Genomic DNA, 17188 nt, shown 5'->3' with positions numbered 1-17188 from the left:
TCGCCCGGCCGAAAGGTCAGGCGATGCCCTTGGCGGTCAGTCTGACCACTTAGCAACATCACTTCCACATTGCTGCGCGGGTAAATCCCATTGCATTTGGGTTGATGACAAATGCAGTGGTGGAAGCAGGCGTTGGCCGGGGCCCCAGCCGCTGTGCTCGGGCGATGTGCTGTAGTCTGTATCGTTGGATGTCGTGATATCCGGGCCGCTGGTGGTTTTCCGTAGCTGGCCCAGCAGGGCAGCTGTGCGGGCAAGGGACAGGCGGGCCTGTGGGGCGGGTTCACCCTGCGTTGCAGCTGTCAGCGCAGACAAAACAGCGGCGGCCATCAGGTAGCCAGTGGCATGATCCAGCGCCTGCACGGGCAGCGGGGTGGGGCGATCTGTCTTGGCCCAGTGTTGGCCGGTCTCGGCAATGCCGCTGCTCATCTGTACCAGACTGTCAAAGCCACGCCGCGTGGACCAAGGGCCGGTCCAGCCATAGGCATTCAGGGTGACGTCGATCAGGTTGGGGGCCAGTTGGCGGCGGGTGTCTGCGCCATAGCCCAAGCCACCCAGCGCGCCGGGGCGGTAGCCGTGTACCAGTACATCGGCCTGCGACAGCAGAGCTTCGAATGTTATGCGGTCTTTTGCGTTGTGCAGGTCTAGATAGGCGCAGCGTTTGCCGAGCGAGATATCCGGGATCACGCCGGGTTCGTCCCAGCCGGGGGGATCAATGCGCAGGACCTCGGCCCCGAAACCGGCTAGGGTGCGGGTGGCGATGGGGCCAGCCAGAACGCGGGTCAGGTCGAGGATGCGCAGACCGGCGAGAGGGCGTGCGGCGGTTGCCTTGGGGCGGTGGCGTAGGGTGATCTTTCGGCTGCCAACCCAGTCGATCAGAGGTTCAGCTGTGACAGCCTGACCCTGCAGGTGGGCGAGCCATTGGGCTGTGCTGCGCATGGCTGCGGCGACGCCGCCTTGTTCCACAATGGCTGCTTCGAGGGCATCGCCTTGCCATGTCCTGACTGCGGTTGCGACGGCATCACGGGTGTTGTCACAAGCCAGCACCCGTAGGGCAGCGGCGCGGTGGTGGGGCAGGTTGGTGTGCAGGCGGATCCAACCGTCTGCAGTCTGGTAGTCTCCCGCGATGGCATCCCACAAGTCAGGCATCTCCCATCCTGTGGGGCGGAAGCTGTAGCCGAACCACAGCGAGGCGAGGCGTTGGTTGACGGTGACTGCGGGGCGGTCTGGAGTGAGGTTCAGGGCCTGAAGCAATCCAGCCAGTTGATCGCCAACTGCCGCGACGGAGGCATTGGCGAGCTCCGATACCGCAAAGGCGCTGGGGCGTTGGCCTGATCCGGTGACATGGTAGCTCGCCGGATCAGGAAGGGCGCTGAGCTGGGTCAATGCTGATAGGGGTCAAGACTGTCGCGCAACCCGTCGCCAAGGAAGTTGAAGGCCAGAACCACGATGATGATCGGCAGCATCGGGATTGCGGTCCAGGGGTAGATCTCGATCGAGGCCAAGTTCTGGGCGTCATTCAGCATCACACCCCAGCTGACAGCCGGTGCACGCAGGCCGAGGCCAAGGAAGGACAGTGCCGTTTCGCCAAGAATCATCGCCGGGATCGACAGGGTGGCCGAGGCGATCAGGTGCGACATGAAGTTCGGTAGCATGTGCTTGCGGATCACCCGACCGGGTTTCGCCCCCATCATTTCAGCGGCGCGGACGTAGTCCTCTTCTCGTAAGCTCAGGAACTTGGCGCGTACCGATCTGGCCAAACCGGGCCAATCGAGGATGCCAAGGATCACCGAGATGATGAAGAACACCGCGACCGGCCCCCAGTTCGATGGCACTGCAGCCGACAGGGCCAGCCACAGGGGCAGCTCTGGTAGCGAACGCAGGATTTCGATCACTCGGTTGATGCACCAGTCGATACGACCACCAAAGTAACCGGCGATTGAGCCGAAGGAGATGCCCAGCAGGAACGACACGGTGATGCCGATGATGCCCACGGTGAGCGATAGTTGCGCACCATACAGGATGCGGCTGAACACATCGCGGCCCAACCGGTCTGATCCCCATAGGAATATGGTGGCGTCACCGGGCGCGCAGAACAGATGGGTGTCAGTAGGGATCAGCCCAGCCAGACGGTATTCCTTGCCCTCGCAGAAGAATTCAAGCGCGGCAGGGTTGTCGGTGTCGGGGACAAATTCCCATTGGAAGGTCTCTAGGTTTGCCTCTGATGTCATCGGGTAGATAAAGGGGCCTATGAATTCGCCTTCGTGGTACCAATTGACCGATTGCGGTGGCGAATACAGGTGGTCGGGGTGCCGCTCGTTTGGGGTGTAGGGGGCGATGAAGCCGGCAAAGGGCAGCATCAGGTAGCTGAACAGCAGGAAGATGCCAGAGATCAGGCCCAATTTATGGGTCTTGAACTGACGCCAGATCAGTACCCAGTTGGGGGCATCCAGATCACGTCTTTCCAGTTGTTGCAAAGAGGCTTGGGCGTCAAAGGGCGCGTCGTCGAGGTAGCGGCCGTCGGGTAACTGGGTCATGTCTCACGCCCCTCATAGCGAATGCGGGGATCTAGCAGAACCAAGAGAACATCGGAGATCATAGTGCCGATCAGCGTTAGCAGGGCGACGAACATCAGGACAAAGGCCGATAGGAACAGGTCTTGGGTTTTCAGTGCGGTCAACAGGGTGGGGCCGATGGTTTGCAGGCCCAGAACGACCGAAACCAGAACAGAACCCGAGACCATCGAGGGCAGCAGGTTGCCGATGTCGGCAACAAAGGGGTTAAAGGCCATGCGCAGCGGGTATTTGGTTAACATGCGGGCTGGGGCCATGCCCTTGGCCACGGCGGTTTCAACATAGGGTTTGCCCAGCTCATCCAGCAGGTTGGCACGCAAGCGCTGCATCATTGCGGCCGCTCCGGACGTGCCGATGACAAAAGTGGGTACGATCAGATGGATCAGGATCGATTTGACCTTGTCCACGGACATTGGTTCGCCTTCATAGATCGGGTCCATCAACCCGCCGATTGGCAGGTCGAAGTATTTGTGGCCGTAGTAAAACAGGATCAGGGCCAGCAGGAAGTTGGGTGTGGCCAGGCCCAGATAGCCGACGAAAGCCGAAGTGTAATCGACCCAGGTGCGCGACCGCGCCGCCGCGATAACGCCAAGAGGGAGCGCTACAAGATAGACGAACAGTACAGCCGCAAGATTGACCAGCACGGTCAGCCATAGGGTGTCGCCAACGATGTCAGCCACCGGTTGGTCAAACTCAAACGACCAGCCATAGTTGCCTTGGATCAGGCCGGAAAACCCATGGGGGCCGGGCATGAAGCCAACCCAAATCAGGTACTGTTGGTAGAGTGGTCGGTCGAGCGAGTATTCGGTGCGCAGAAATTCAGCCTTGGCGACGCCAGCGGATTGCCCCGAGGCGCGTAGCTCGGCGATCTGGTTGCTAAGATAGTCACCCGGCGGCAGGTTGATGATGGCAAAGACCATCACCGAAACCACCAGCAGTGTCAGCAACATAGTGCCAAATCGGTAGATCGCGTAGCGCAGGATCTCCATTAGCCGTCACCACCTTCAAAATAGAACTCATCCGGGCGGTGGACACCAAAATGAGCGCCGGGATCCCAGGCCCAGATGCCTTTGGTTGGGACGTTGCGCAGGTTCTTGTTGACCACGACGGGTTGCGGAGCGCCGGCAAGGATGCCGATGCCGTAGACTTGGTCAGCGTGGATTTTCAGCATTTCTGTCCAGGCTGCTGTGCGTTCCGCATCTGAGGTGGCACGTTCCCAATTCTTTACCAGCTCCATCAGCCGCTGTGCTTCTGGCAGGTCGGGGGCTTCGCCGGCTGCGCCGCTTGTTTGGTGGAATTGACCCCATTTAGGCCAAGCCAAGAAGACCTGATCCGTCGGAGCGAGATAGGCGGGCGAGGTATAGGCGCGGGGCAAGCCGTTGTCCCAGCCAAACCAAACCGAGGCCATGGAGGTGCCAGAGAAAACCCGGTTGCGCAGGATATCACGATCAAGTGGTCGCATTATCAGTTTGACGCCGACATCACGCCAGTCATCGGTGATGATCTGCAGTGCGTTTTCGACCTCTTGGCGTTCACCGGCGGTTTCGATCACCAGTTCCATGGGGCGGCCATCAGGCAGTTTACGGATACCGTATCTGTCCTTTTGGACAAGCCCCGCAGCGTCGAGCAGTTCATTGGCCAGATCGGGGTCAAAACTCGCCCATGCATCACGCAACTCTTGATCAAAGAAAGGACTGGCTTCGAGCACGGACATCGCGCCGGGTTTAGCCAGTTTGAAATAGAGCGCCTTGTTGATGGCGGCGCGGTTGATGGCAACCGAGAGCGCACGGCGTACGCGGACGTCGCGCAGCAGTCCGCGCCAGACATCGTCGTTGACGTTCAGGTTTGGGTAGATGGCGATCTGCGAAGCAGTGCCTGTGCTCCACAGATATGTTTCGTAGTTGCCGCCGTCGGCTTCGCCCTTGCGCAGGATCGGAATGTCGCGAAAGCCGAGGCCACGGGCCTGTAAATCGACCTGGCCTGCGTTGGATTTGGCTGCGACCAGCCCGCCCGAGACGATCTCCATCTCGACAACGTCGATATAGGGCAGTTGCACGCCGTTCTCGTCGATGCGGTGGTAGTAGGGATTGCGCACAAACAGGTGACGGATCTTTTTGCCGGACGTGGAGTTGATCCAGGGCTGCAGTGTCGGCAGTTCGTGATTGTCGAACTTGTACATGTTGTCGCGTTTATTGTGCAGGGCTGCCCAGCTTTTGACCCGTGCATCGTTGACCTCAAAGGCGAGGTCTTCGGGGTTCGCGTATTTAATGTGATACTTTTTCAGGAACTCAGCTGGGCGAAAGATGAACGGAGGTCGCGCCTGTGCCAGGCTCTGCAGAAAATCAGGGTTCGGATGGGACCATTCATAGATGACGGTTTGCGGGTCCGGAAAGCTAACGCTGGGCAGTTCGCCTTCGACCCGCAGAAAATCGGGTGGGCCGGTTGGGTTCAGCAACTCGTTGTTGGCAACGTCTTCCCACCAGTATCTAAAGTCACCCGAGGTAAACGGATCGCCATTCGACCATTTGTGCCCAGGACGCAGGTTCAAAGTGAAACGGCGATTTTCCTGGTTTTCAAACGACATCAGAATGTCAGGCCGCAGTTCGTAGTCCGCGTCATATCCAATCAACCGGCTGTAGCCGTAGACAACCATCTGGCGGATGTCCTTAGAGCGGGTGATCATGGTGTTCAGGGTGCCGCCCTGTACGCCGGGTTCACGGCCGCGGGCTGCCAGATCGACGGTCAACGGAACATCAGGAAGGCGCTCGGCGGCGGGTGGCAGATTGCCTGCCTCAACCTCTGCCTGCCAGAATGTACTTTCCTGCACCGTTGGCGATGAAATTGCTGCAAGGGGCGTCAATAGCACTGCTATGGACAGTGATAATATCTGTTTTGGGGTCTTAAACATGGCAACGTACCTTATGTCCTGGTTCCACTTGCACCAGTGACGGTATCATGGAGTCGGAGAAACGAAAATCCTCGGGCCAGCTGCTCGGAGAGCCAGCGCCTGATGCGACCAGCTTTAGATCGATCGGCCGGTCGATGTCTGGCTCTGGCTGAGCCGCAATCAATGCCTTGGTGTAGGGATGCTTGGGGTTGTAAAATAGAGTGTCTGGGGGGGCTTGTTCGACAACCAGACCAGCACGCATCACGGCCACTTCGTCGGCAATGCGTGCGACCACTGCAAGGTCATGGCTGATAAACAGGTAGGATAGGTTCTCGCGCTCTTGGATTTCTTCCAGCAGGCGCAGGATTTGCTCCTGCACCGAGACATCCAACGCCGAGGTGGGTTCGTCGCAGACAATAAGCGATGGGTCCAGCATCAGGGAGCGGGCAATCGACAGCCGTTGCCGCTGACCGCCGGAAAAGGCGTGTGGATAGCGCAGCAGCATGTCTGGCCCGAGGCCAACCAGTTTCAGCATTTTTTCGGCCCGATCACGGCGATCGCTCTTGGAACCGATGCCATGAATCTCAAGCGGTTCGCACAGCGCATCCAGAATCCGCATTCTTGGTGAAAGCGAGGAATAGGGGTCCTGAAACACCATCTGCGCCTCGCGCTGGAACGCGGTGCGGGCAGCACGAGACATTTGATGGACTGCGATTGGATTTGATTGCGGAGTGGCGCGGAATAGTACTTCGCCGCCCTCGTCGGGTAATTCAGCGCCCAGGGCGATACGTGCAGCAGTGGTTTTGCCTGAGCCGCTTTCGCCAACAATTGCAAGGGTCTTGCCGCGTTGCAGTGAAAAGTCGATGCCTCGGCAGGCATGGATTTTGGTTTCAGGTTGCCACGACTTGCCCGCCCGCATCGAATAGGTCTTGGAGACGGATTTCATTTGCAGGATCAGATCATCCTGCGGCAGTTCCGGCGCGAGTTGCGGGTGTGCCGGAATGGCTGGCGCTGCGTCGAATAGCTGTTGAGTGTAGGCATGGGCCGGTGATCGCAGTAGTGGTTCGGCTGGGCCAGCCTCCATCACGCGCCCCTTGTGCATGACCACCACCTGTTCGGCCATATTGGCCACAACGCCCAAATCATGGGTGACTAGGATCATCGCCATGCCGGTATCGCGCTGCAATTCTTTCATCAGCCCCAGCACCTGCGCTTGGGTTGTGACATCCAGTGCGGTGGTTGGCTCATCGGCAATCAGTAGGTCGGGTTTGGCTACCATCGCCATTGCGATCATCGCCCGTTGGCGCATGCCGCCGGACAGTTCAAAGGGGTAGGAGTCGTAGGCCCGTTCAGGATCGGGGAACCCGACCCGTTCAAAACACTCGAGCACGATTTTGCGCGCGGCAGGTTCGCGCATGCGGCCGTGAAGCCACAGGACCTCGGAGATTTGGTTGCCGATCCGGTGCAGCGGTGACAGCGAATGCATCGGTTCTTGGAAGATCATCGAGATCGCATTGCCGCGCACATTTCGCATCTGGCGTTCGCTGAGGGAGGTCAGCTCTTTGGACCCGTTGCTTCCGTTTAGTCGGATGGTGCCAGAACGGATACGTGCAGCGCGGGGAAGGATCCGCAAAACAGATCGGCAGGTGACTGTTTTGCCAGACCCACTTTCCCCGACAAGGGCTAGGGTTTCACCGGGTTGCACCTCAAAACTGACATTGCTGACCACCGGGGTCCCAGTGCCAAATCCAATGCTGAGATTGTCTACTGACAGCAAAGGCCGCATTCAGGTCCACCCAACCAGCTTTGGTGCCGCTGTCATTATTCTCTCCCTTATTTTTTGCCACCATCGCGTGACCAGACCTGTCTAGTCAAACCCAATTACTAGATGCACCTGATTGGAAACACGGAAATCGTTGATGCGACACAGTAAAACCACAAAGTCACATGTGATTTCACGCTTATTTGAGCAGAACACGCCACTGGAGCCCATATGGCAAGCACCATAGGGTTAGGCTCTGGCAAGCGTTCTATCCTGCCAGTGTCGGTCAGAAGATGATGTAAAGTACTCAATTTAGTAGAGAGAGGCGGTACCGCCAAAGCGGAAGCGGACGGGGATCAAACCCCGCGTGCTAAACGTTGTCTCTGCGCGCCCCAGTCTTGATGGGGCCCTGTTCCAAGTGCCGGGGATGTCAGGCCCGGCGGTGATCGCGATCGGACATGTTTTGCCCTGGAAAAGAGAACTTGGCGTTACAGGGGCGAACGCTGGGTGCGCAACGCCCCAGTTGCCAGCCTGTCCCGCGCGGCGACGTTATGCGGTGAGTATTTGGGGCAAAAAGAAACAGGGGGCTACACACCGCTAGGGCTTCTTTTTGCTGAAAACACTCAAATTCAAAGGCTTGCGACAATCATCGCGCTGTGGGGTGGACGTGTCCGGTGCGCTGGGCCTAATCTGCGTTTAATTGGTTAGCGATAAGGAATTGTTGAATGAAGTTTTATGACTGTTCCACCGCGCCCAACCCGCGACGGGCACGGATGTTTATCGCGGAAAAGGGGCTGGAGATTGAAAGTCAGGATATTTCGATTGCCAAAGGAGAGCAGCTGAGTGACGCGTTCAAGGCAGTGAACCCGCAGGCGATGGTTCCGGTCTTGGTGACAGATGATGGGACAGTTTTAACCGAAAACCTTGGCATTGCAGGTTATCTAGAGGCCTTGCAGCCCGAGCCGCCATTGATGGGGCGCACGCCTGAGGAAAAGGGGCTGGTGTTGATGTGGAATGCCATTGTCGAGCAACAAGGCGGGGTGCCCATTGCTGAGGCGCTGCGCAATACACATCCTGCCTTTGAAAACCGTGCTATTCCCGGCCCGGTTGGTTATGCTCAGGTGCCAGAACTGGCGACCCGTGGATTGGATCGGACCGATCGGTTTTTTGAGCTGTTAGAAGAGAGGCTGCAGGTCAGTCCATTTCTGGCGACCGATGGATTTACTCTGGCGGATATCACAGCCTTTGTTTTTGTTGAGTTTGCACGGGTTATCAAAAAACGTATCCCAGAGGAAAATGCCGCCAGTCAGGCTTGGCATGCAGCGATCAAGGCGCGCCCCAGTGCGCAGTTGTGAAAACGAACTGCGCTTGGATACGGTGATAAGAACATAGAACAATAAGAAAGAAGCCCAATGCCACAGAAACCTATCCTGCACCGCGATGATCCCATGGCGGAACCGTTGGTTGGCAACATCAAAGTCACCCGAGAGGACTGGCTGAATGTCGCAATGGATGTGCTGATTTCGGACGGGGTGGAACAGGTCAAGGTGCTGGCATTGGCCGAGCGCATGGGTGTTTCGAGGTCTTCGTTCTATTGGTATTTCAAATCACGTCAGGATCTGTTGGATGCTTTGCTGAAAACCTGGGAGCAAACCAACACTGCAGGGCTTGTGGGGCAAGCGGGCACTTCCGCCGAGACGATAACGGCGGCAGTTCTGAACGTTTGGCGTTGTTCTGCGAACCCTGAATTGTTCAATACGGCGCTGGATTTTGCAGTGCGGGACTGGGCCCGGCGGTCGGGGCCTGTGCGTACCGTGTTGGACCAGTCTGATGCGCGTCGGGTTGAGGCGCTGACCCAGATGTTTCAACGCTATGATTTTCCCGAGGTAGAGGCCGTGGCCCGTGCCAAGGCGCTGTATTACATGCAGCTTGGCTATGACATGGCGGGGTTGAACGAAAGCGGTAGTTACCGATTGGGCATGACGCCGGAGTACCTGAAAGTGTTCACCGGGCAAGAGCCCCAGCCCAGGGAATTGGAAGAGTTTGCTGAATATTCGGGACGGTTCTGGGACGTTTAGGAACTGCCGGTTATTTGAGCAAGGGGTGTGCCTGACCTTGGGAGGTGCGAAAGCGCCTTCCCGGGGGGAAGGTCAGGCGCGGCCCGGCGTTGCCGCCGGACTCGATGACAAATACAAATCACTGCTATGCTAACATCTGCTGCCTTAGTTCAGAGCCGATCAGGATTTCCTATTTCAAACTAGCCAGCTCTGCATTGGCGGCCTTCAGTACTTTCTCGGCGGCCTGCAGTCTGACAGGCCCATAGCCGCGGATCTCCATCGGTGCGGTCAGGATGGAAAGGCAGCTATCGTGTTTCTCCTTGCTAAAACCAGTTGCGACTTGATCCAGTGTCGTCTCAAACCAACTTAGCAGATTGCGGTGCATCTTGGTTTCGGCGTGGTAGGCGAAGATGTTGAAACGACTGTCGCGCCAGCGTTTGCATTTGGCCAGATACCCAAGCACCGGTTTCAGCCACGGGCCGTAGGCACGTTTGAGTGGACGGCCGCGAGTGTCTTTGCGGTGGCTTAGCAGCGGTGGGGCCAAATGGTATTTCACCGTGTAGTCGCCTTCGAATTCCCCCTCGACCTGACGGGCAAAGGCAGCGTTTGTCATGAGCCTCGCCACTTCGAATTCATCCTTGTAGGCCATCAGTTTGAACAGTGACTTGGCAGCGGCTGTCGTCAGCTCTTCGGTAACATCCTCGGGCAGAGACTGGCGGAACTTGGACAGGGTCTGGGTGTAGCGTTTTGCATAGTCCACATCCTGATAGCCGGTCAGAAAGCTGACCCGTCGGGCGATGATATCGTCCAAGGTTTCTTCGTCTTCTGGTGTTTCCTCGTAATGGTCGCTGACCAGTTCGGGGTTCACGGCCATGGCACGCCCGATGGCAAAGGCAAGGCGGTTCTTGTCGATGGCAACGCCGTTCAACACGATGGCCTGATCCAGCGCGTCGGTGCTGACAGGGACCAACCCCTGCTGCCAGGCAAAGCCCAGCATCATCACATTGGCCAGAACCGCATCGCCCAGCAGGGCCTCGGCGGCGGCGTTGGCGTTGAAACCGGTCAGATTGTCGATGCCAACCACGCTGGCAATCGCAGCTGTGCGGGCGTCGGTCATCAAGTCGGCATCGCGGCGCAGGACCAGATCGCCAGTTGGCATCTCGGCGTGGTTCAGCACGATGCGGGTGTCGGCATTGTAATGGGCTGAGGCCTTAGGCGCGGAGCTAACCACAACGTCGCAACCAATCACCGCATCCGCGCCGCCGTTGTCGATGCGGACCTGGTTCACCTGATCCGGTTTGGCGGACAGGCGGATGTAGCTGAGCACCGTGCCAAATTTCTGCGCAAAGCCGGTAAAGTCGAGCACACTGGAGCCTTTGCCTTCGATATGTGCGGCCATGGTGATCAATGCGCCAACTGTAACAACGCCAGTGCCGCCAACGCCGGTGACCAGCAGGTCAAAGGGCTTGCTAAGCGTTGGCACCTGCGGTTGCGGCAGATCGGCCACAAGCTTCATTGCATCCAGACCGGCGGGTTGTTTCTTGCGCCGGGTTGCGCCCTCGACGGTGACAAAGCTGGGACAGAAGCCGTTGAGGCAGGAGAAATCCTTGTTGCAGGAGGACAGGTTGATCTTGCGCTTGCGGCCAAAGGGGGTCTCTTTGGGCTCAACACTCAGACAGTTGGATTCCACAGAGCAATCGCCGCAGCCCTCGCAGACCAGATCGTTGATGATGGCAAAGCGTTTTGGGTCTTCCATGGTGCCGCGCTTGCGGCGGCGGCGTTTTTCGGTGGCGCAGGTTTGCTCGTAGATCAGCACCGTGACACCGGGGATCTCGCGCAGCTCACGTTGCAACGTGTCCAGTTCGGCGCGGTCGTGGAAGGTGGTGCCAGATGGGAAATCACCATGGCGGAATTTGCCGATGTCGTCAGACACCAGTGCGATCCGCTGCACCCCTTCGGCACGGCAGGTCTGGGCGATGCCGCTGACGCTGACCGGGCCATCCACCGGCTGGCCGCCAGTCATGGCGACGGCATCGTTATACAGGATCTTGTAGGTGATATTGGTTTTGGCCGCGACCGCCTGCCGGATTGCAAGGCTGCCGGAATGATACCATGTGCCTTCACCCAGATTCTGAAAGATATGCTTGTTGCCGTTGAACTTGGAGGTGGCCGTCCAGGGCACCCCTTCGCCGCCCATTTGGGCATAGCCTTCGGTTTCGCGATCCATCCAGCTGGCCATGACGTGGCAGCCGATGCCGGATTTGGCCTTGCTGCCCTCGGGCAATTTGGTCGAGGTGTTGTGCGGGCAGCCCGAACAGAAATACGGCGTGCGGGCGGCACCTGGCACATTCAACAGCTTGGGGGGCTGTTCGGTCAACGCTTTGGCGGGCAGGCCTTGTTCAGGGAAGAAGGCATGCAGGCGGGCGGCGACGATGGGGGCCAGTTGCAGTGGGCTCAGCTCGCCGGTCCAGGGGATCAGAGGCTCACCATGGCTGTCGTATTTGCCAACCATTTTCTCTGGTTTGTTGCCGGGCCAGTCATAGAAATATTCCTTAAACTGGCTTTCAATGATGCCGCGTTTTTCTTCGACAACCAGCACCTCTTTCTTGCCATTAACAAAGCGCAGGGCGTTGCGGCGGGCTAGGGGCCAGACCATGCCAACCTTGTAGATGTCGATGCCCAGCCGACGGCAGGCGTTCTCGTCCAATCCCAGCAGGCGCAGCGCCTCCATCAGGTCCAGATGGCCCTTGCCGGTGGTGACAAAGCCAAATTTGGCGTCCTCGATGTCATAGACGCGGTGGTCAATCGGGTTGGCCTCGGCAAAGGCACGCACGGCCCGCAGTTTGGCCTGAATGCGGGTTTCAATCTCGGGGCTGGGCAGGTCGGCACGGCGCACGTGTAGGCCACCAGGGTAGTCAGGCAGGTCGGGCAGGGTGAACTGGCGGTCAGGTTGCAGTTCGACCGAGCGCGCACTTTCCACGGTTTCCGACACCGCCTTGAACCCAACCCAGGTGCCCGAGTGGCGCGACAGGGCAAAGCCGTATTCGCCATAGGTCAGGAACTCTTCTACGGTGGCCGGGTTTAGCACCGGCATGAACCACGACATGAATGCCACGTCGGACTGGTGCGGCATAGATGAACTGACACAGCCGTGGTCATCGCCTGCCACCACCAGCACGCCGCCCTTGGCCGAGGAGCCATAGGCGTTACCGTGTTTCAGCGCATCGCCTGAACGGTCGACGCCGGGGCCTTTGCCGTACCACATGGAAAACACGCCCTCGACCTCGCAATGCGGGTCCAGAATGGCCTGTTGGGCGCCCAGAACTGCGGTGGCACCCAAATCTTCGTTCACGGCGGGCATAAATGTGACGTTGTTTTCCTCCATCCGGACTTTGGAACGCCAGAACTCAAGATCAACGCCACCCAATGGGGAGCCGCGATAGCCCGAAACAAAACCGGCCGTATTCATTCCGGCCTCGCGGTCACGCCGCGCCTGATCCAGCATGACGCGGGCCAGCGCCTGGGTGCCGGTTAAAAATACCCGACCTTTGTTCAGTTTGTATCGGTCATCAAGCTGGTAGCTGCGAAACTCGTGGCTTTGCTGGGTCATTGGGACATCTCTTACGCGCGTTTGTACTTGCCGAAAGAATAAACCGTATTGCGTGGATATTTTTGCCAGATTATCTGTTCTGCAATGAAATGTAGAATTAATTGACCATTAATCAGGTCGCTTCCGGAGTGAAATTTCAGATTATGGTGATCGATGATCGTGACCGAAAAATTCTGACGTTGCTGCAACAAGATGCACGCATGTCGAATGCGGATCTGGCCGAGGCCGTCGGCATGTCAGCCTCGGCCCTGTGGCGACGGGTGCGCGCGCTTGAAGCCGCCGGTGTGATTGAGCGCTACGGCGCGATTGTGAACCCTTCGGCAATGGGGCTGGGGTTTCAGGCGATTGTGCACGTTCACCTAACCCGCCACGACCCGGACAAGCTGGATGAGTTTATCTCAGGGATAGAGAGCAGCCCGCTGGTTCAGGAATGTTATGCCACCACAGGTCAAGCAGACTATCACCTAAGGGTGCTGGCCCCCGATCTGGATGCATATAACCGTTTTCTGGAACAGTTTTTGTTTCGCCTGTCTGCAGTGGCGAGTGCTCAGACAAATTTGGTTCTTCGCACGCTAAAACAAAACCAGCCCGTGCTTCCCTGAGAAGAATCCGCTTTCATCTGGCTAAAAATATCCCGGGGTTTGGGGCAGAGCCCCAACGGGTCGGCTATATTCTGTAGGTGCCGATGCAAGTGGCCGCTGCGATCACAAAACCGCGTATTCCATCCAGGCCCATACCATCGCCAGATATGTGAAATGGTGCAGAGCCTGATCTGTTCCTACCGCGCGCCAGAACCCTGCCATATTCGGCATCAGTTGCTTTGCGTCGGAATAGCTTGCCTTGCAGTAGTCGATATTGAAATGAACAAACCATTCCAACACGCATAGTACCAATATGAATGGCACAGGAGCTTGGAAAAGCAGGAAAACCAGTACAGATCCCAACGCATGTATCCCGGCGTGCTGAGCCCGACCCATGTGAAAGTACTCGCCTCGTCCACATAGCATTTTGGGCGTCTGCATATAGAAATCAGCAAACATGTGTTTCAGCTGCAGCAAGCCGAGCAGCAGCAGAACAGATCCGACATATTCCGGCAAAATGTGAGCTCCTATCAATCACGCGTAAGGGGAGCTTACGGATTTTTTCGCGACAGGCAATCGCATGTTAAATAACTTCCGCAACGGACATCTGTTGCTAAACCATTGCCTGCGACTGTGGAACCGCGCTAGGCATTAGGTTACATTAATTTGCCCTTGTCACACTGGAGGCTTTCCATCGAACGCTCTCTTTTTCGTTTCATCTGGAAGTATTCCAAACGTGATCAGCTGATTTTACTGCTGGTTACTACCACGCTCTTCCCGCTGTTGTTCCTGACGCTTGAATTACCCAAGCGCATAATCAACGACGCCATTGGCGCGCAGACATCCTCCATCGATGTGTTTGGCTACTCGGTGGATCAGTTGACATTCTTGTGGCTGCTTTGCGGTGGTTTTTTGCTGTCTGTGACGGCGCATGGTCTGATGAAGATGCGCATCAACACCATGAAGGGGATCTTGGCCGAGCGGATGTTACGTCGGTTTCGCTATCAGTTGATTGCGCGCGTTCTTCGCTTTCCGCAGCCTTATTTCGAACGGGTCAGTCAGGGCGAGCTGGTGTCGATGGTCACCGCCGAAAGTGAGCCTATGGGCGGTCTGATGGGGGATGCAATCAGCCAGCCTGTGCTGCAGGCCGGGCAGATGATTACCATCTTGTCGTTCCTGTTTTTGCAAAACGTCTGGTTTGGTCTGGCGGCGGTTGCGCTGATCCCTTTGCAGGGTTGGTTGATCCCGATGCTGCAACGGCGCATCAACCTGTTGAACAAAAAACGTATCAAGCAAGTTCGCGCCTTGGCATCCGAGATCGGCGAAAGTGCTGCTGGTGCCTCGACGTTGCGGATCAACGGTGGCTGGCGCTATCGCATGGCGATTATCACGGCGCGTCTGGGGCGGTTGTATGATATCCGCCTAGAGATCTACCACAAGAAATTTTTCATGAAGTTTATCAACAACTTCATCACACAGCTCACACCATTTTTGTTCTATGCGATCGGCGGTTTCCTTGTATTGAAAGGATCGGTTTCATTGGGTGCGCTCGTGGCAGCGCTGGCGGCATACAAGGACCTGGCGTCGCCGTGGAAAGAGTTGCTGGCCTATTATAACCAGACCCAGGACATGAGCCTTCGCTGGGAAGTGATCATGGAACGGTTTGCGCCATCCGGTATGATCGACAAGTCTCTGATGGAAGGCGAGCCAGACGAGCTGGTGCGGCTGGAGGGCGACGTTGTCCTGACCAATGTCAATGTCCGCGATGCTGACGGAAATTTGGTGCTAGAGGATCTGAGCGCGCGGTTGCCTGCAGGCAAGGTGGTTGGAATTTCTGCGCCATCAGAGGAAGACCGCCGCGCTATGGGTGAACTTTTAACCCGTGAACTGCTGCCATCTGCGGGGGTGGTGTCCGTCGCGGGACATGATTTGACCAAACTGCATCAGGCGGTGATTGCGGCACGGATTGGCCATGCAACGTCACGTCCGATCCTGTTTCAGGGGTCTTTTGGCGATAACGTCATGATGCCCATGCGGCCACGACCGTCAGGAGAGGCCGAGGATAACGATCAGTTTCAAAAGGCATTAAAGGCTGGCAACAGCCCTGATCCCTATGATGCGCCCTGGCTTGATCCGTCGTTGGCCGGGTTCTCAAACGAGGATGATCTGCGGGATTGGTGGTTGCGACTGGTTGAGGGCATTGGATCAGAAACGGCTTTGTTCCGGCGCGGTATGGAGCAGACATTTGACGGCCAGACCCACCCCATATTGGCCGCCCATCTGGTAAAGCTGCGCGGTCAGGTGCAACAAGCGGTGCGGGATGCCGGGTTGCGCCAGCACGCGTTTTTTTTGAAGCCGGACGAATATAATCCGGCGCTGCCAGTGGCCGAAAACCTATTGTATGCAACGCCACATACGCCAATTACCGAAGCGGTTTTGGCAGAGCAGACTGATTTCCTGAATCTGATCAAAGAACTGAACCTTGACGAAGACCTAGTGGCGCTGACGCAAGACGTTGTTGATATGTTGCGTCAGATCTTTGGGCTGGATGGCACGGATCACCCCCTGTTTCGCAAACTCGGGCTAGAGCCATCGGCCTATGAAGTGGCGCTGTCGTTGGTAGAAAAGACACGGTCCAGCGGTGCGGATGTGTTGGATCAAAAAGAACTGGCGCAGTTGTTGATCGTTCCGTTCCGGATTTCGGCAGAGCAGATCGGCCCGGCCTTTAGCGAGGAAATGCAGGGTCGGATTCTGGAGTTCAGGCAAAGCCACTCGACTCGGTTGATGGCGACGCTGGGTGATTTGTTTGTACCGCTGAGCATTGATGAGTTTGCGCCCGGCTTTACGGTTCTGGAAAATGCCCTGTTTGGTAAAGTGTCAGACCTGGCCGGCGCCAAGGGCGACGAATTGCGCAAGCTGGTATCCGAGTTGCTGGTGCAGAACGGGGTACGCGATCTGGTGGTCGAGCTGATCTTTGAACTGCCGATTGCTTTGGGTGGTCAAGGACTTGCCGCTAGTTTTGCTGAACCGTTGGCCTTTTCGCGGGCCACGATTAAGCGACCGAATATTCTGATCATGGACTCGGCGATGGCCAGCTATGATATGGAAACCCGCGTTTCTGTGCACAAAAATCTACGCAAGCTGCTGCCGGACACCACGCTGATCTATCTGGGTGACAGCTTTGAAAACCCTGAGGTGTTTGATGTTCACTATGAGTTGAGACAGGGGCGGCTTGTCAGTGACGAGGCAGAGCAGGCGGCTGTGGAAGACGGCGCTGCCAGTGCTGACTTGGGCCGTAAACTCCGGGCGCTGGAGCAGACAGCCCTATTCTCGGGGCTGAACCGTCGTCAGCTGCGCCTGCTGGCCTTTGGGGCGCGTTGGTATCACGCTGAGGCTGGAGACGTGGTCTTTCTGAAAGACGATGATGCAAGTGACGGTGCCTATATGATCCTTGAGGGTGAGGCCGGTTTGTACCTACCTGTTGAAGGGCAAGAAGACCGGCTGATCGCCAGCGTTGGGTCTGGCCGCTTGGTGGGCGAATTGGGTCTTATCCGCAAGGAACCACGGTCGCTGAGCATGGTGGCGCAGACGGATCTGACCTGTCTTCGTATCGGTGAAGAAGAGTTCTTTGCCGTGGTAGAAAACGACGCGGCAACCGCATTCAAGTTGCTGCAGGTTGTTGCCGGTTACGTGTCGAACTGATCAGGCAGCACAGTCACTA

At 57.3% G+C, this 17188-nt stretch carries 11 protein-coding genes; 4 read left to right on the top strand and 7 right to left on the bottom strand.

Annotation, left to right across the window (positions count from 1 at the left end; genetic code table 11):
- Positions 1 to 36: 36 nt before the first annotated feature.
- The 5 genes from DL239_RS13605 to DL239_RS13585 are packed head-to-tail and all read right to left on the bottom strand — an operon-like array spanning position 37 to position 7243.
- Entirely contained in the window at positions 37 to 1383 is a 1347-nt protein-coding gene (locus DL239_RS13605) for a CoA transferase (protein ID WP_167684651.1), read from the bottom strand.
- Positions 1380 to 2534, bottom strand: coding sequence for an ABC transporter permease (locus DL239_RS13600; RefSeq protein WP_167684650.1), 1155 nt, complete (start codon positions 2532 to 2534; stop codon positions 1380 to 1382). The genes DL239_RS13605 and DL239_RS13600 overlap by 4 nt, the downstream gene beginning before the upstream one ends.
- Entirely contained in the window at positions 2531 to 3559 is a 1029-nt protein-coding gene (locus DL239_RS13595; RefSeq protein ID WP_167684649.1) for an ABC transporter permease, read from the bottom strand. The genes DL239_RS13600 and DL239_RS13595 overlap by 4 nt, the downstream gene beginning before the upstream one ends.
- Positions 3559 to 5478, bottom strand: coding sequence for an ABC transporter substrate-binding protein (locus DL239_RS13590; RefSeq protein ID WP_167684648.1), 1920 nt, complete (start codon positions 5476 to 5478; stop codon positions 3559 to 3561). Before DL239_RS13590 ends, DL239_RS13595 begins: the two co-directional genes overlap by 1 nt.
- Positions 5471 to 7243 (bottom strand): ABC transporter ATP-binding protein, encoded by a 1773-nt coding sequence (locus DL239_RS13585; protein ID WP_167684647.1) that lies wholly within the window; start codon positions 7241 to 7243, stop codon positions 5471 to 5473. The genes DL239_RS13590 and DL239_RS13585 overlap by 8 nt, the downstream gene beginning before the upstream one ends.
- 701 nt (positions 7244 to 7944) lie before the next feature.
- On the opposite strand from DL239_RS13585, the gene DL239_RS13580 reads away from it, so the two are divergent.
- Both DL239_RS13580 and DL239_RS13575 read left to right on the top strand, forming a co-directional pair.
- Positions 7945 to 8574 carry a glutathione S-transferase family protein gene (locus DL239_RS13580; RefSeq protein ID WP_167684646.1) on the top strand — a complete coding sequence of 210 codons (630 nt, stop codon included), beginning with the start codon at positions 7945 to 7947 and terminating at the stop codon, positions 8572 to 8574.
- Positions 8575 to 8631: 57 nt separating this feature from the next.
- Entirely contained in the window at positions 8632 to 9297 is a 666-nt protein-coding gene (locus tag DL239_RS13575; RefSeq protein ID WP_167684645.1) for a TetR/AcrR family transcriptional regulator, read from the top strand.
- Between the two features lie 169 nt (positions 9298 to 9466).
- Here DL239_RS13575 and DL239_RS13570 read toward each other — a convergent pair whose 3' ends face one another.
- Complete coding sequence (locus tag DL239_RS13570) at positions 9467 to 12886, bottom strand: indolepyruvate ferredoxin oxidoreductase family protein (protein WP_167684644.1); 3420 nt, start codon at positions 12884 to 12886, stop codon at positions 9467 to 9469.
- 143 nt (positions 12887 to 13029) lie between these two features.
- On the opposite strand from DL239_RS13570, the gene DL239_RS13565 reads away from it, so the two are divergent.
- On the top strand, positions 13030 to 13488 hold the full coding sequence (locus DL239_RS13565) for an Lrp/AsnC family transcriptional regulator (RefSeq protein WP_167684723.1): 459 nt from the start codon (positions 13030 to 13032) through the stop codon (positions 13486 to 13488).
- 102 nt (positions 13489 to 13590) lie between these two features.
- On the opposite strand, the gene DL239_RS13560 is transcribed toward DL239_RS13565, so the two are convergent.
- On the bottom strand, positions 13591 to 13983 hold the full coding sequence (locus DL239_RS13560) for a DUF3307 domain-containing protein (RefSeq protein WP_167684643.1): 393 nt from the start codon (positions 13981 to 13983) through the stop codon (positions 13591 to 13593).
- 228 nt (positions 13984 to 14211) lie between these two features.
- Here DL239_RS13560 and DL239_RS13555 point away from each other — a divergent pair, with 228 nt between their 5' ends.
- A complete protein-coding gene (locus tag DL239_RS13555) occupies positions 14212 to 17169 on the top strand; it encodes an ABC transporter transmembrane domain-containing protein (protein ID WP_167684722.1) in 2958 nt (985 codons plus the stop codon).
- Positions 17170 to 17188: the final 19 nt, after the last annotated feature.

Source organism: Parasedimentitalea denitrificans (genome assembly GCF_011813015.1).
Classification (GTDB): Bacteria; Pseudomonadota; Alphaproteobacteria; order Rhodobacterales; family Rhodobacteraceae; genus Parasedimentitalea; species Parasedimentitalea denitrificans.
This window is presented reverse-complemented; position numbering and strand designations above follow the sequence as displayed.

What these genes read in the sequence shown, in the direction of transcription:
- DL239_RS13570 (WP_167684644.1), bottom strand. Translation starts at nt 12,886, where the DNA reads ATGACCCAGCAAAGCCACGAGTTTCGCAGCTACCAGCTTGATGACCGA.
- DL239_RS13585 (WP_167684647.1), bottom strand. Translation starts at nt 7,243, where the DNA reads ATGCGGCCTTTGCTGTCAGTAGACAATCTCAGCATTGGATTTGGCACT.
- DL239_RS13565 (WP_167684723.1), top strand. Translation starts at nt 13,030, where the DNA reads ATGGTGATCGATGATCGTGACCGAAAAATTCTGACGTTGCTGCAACAA.
- DL239_RS13595 (WP_167684649.1), bottom strand. Translation starts at nt 3,559, where the DNA reads ATGGAGATCCTGCGCTACGCGATCTACCGATTTGGCACTATGTTGCTG.
- DL239_RS13580 (WP_167684646.1), top strand. Translation starts at nt 7,945, where the DNA reads ATGAAGTTTTATGACTGTTCCACCGCGCCCAACCCGCGACGGGCACGG.
- DL239_RS13575 (WP_167684645.1), top strand. Translation starts at nt 8,632, where the DNA reads ATGCCACAGAAACCTATCCTGCACCGCGATGATCCCATGGCGGAACCG.
- DL239_RS13600 (WP_167684650.1), bottom strand. Translation starts at nt 2,534, where the DNA reads ATGACCCAGTTACCCGACGGCCGCTACCTCGACGACGCGCCCTTTGAC.
- DL239_RS13590 (WP_167684648.1), bottom strand. Translation starts at nt 5,478, where the DNA reads ATGTTTAAGACCCCAAAACAGATATTATCACTGTCCATAGCAGTGCTA.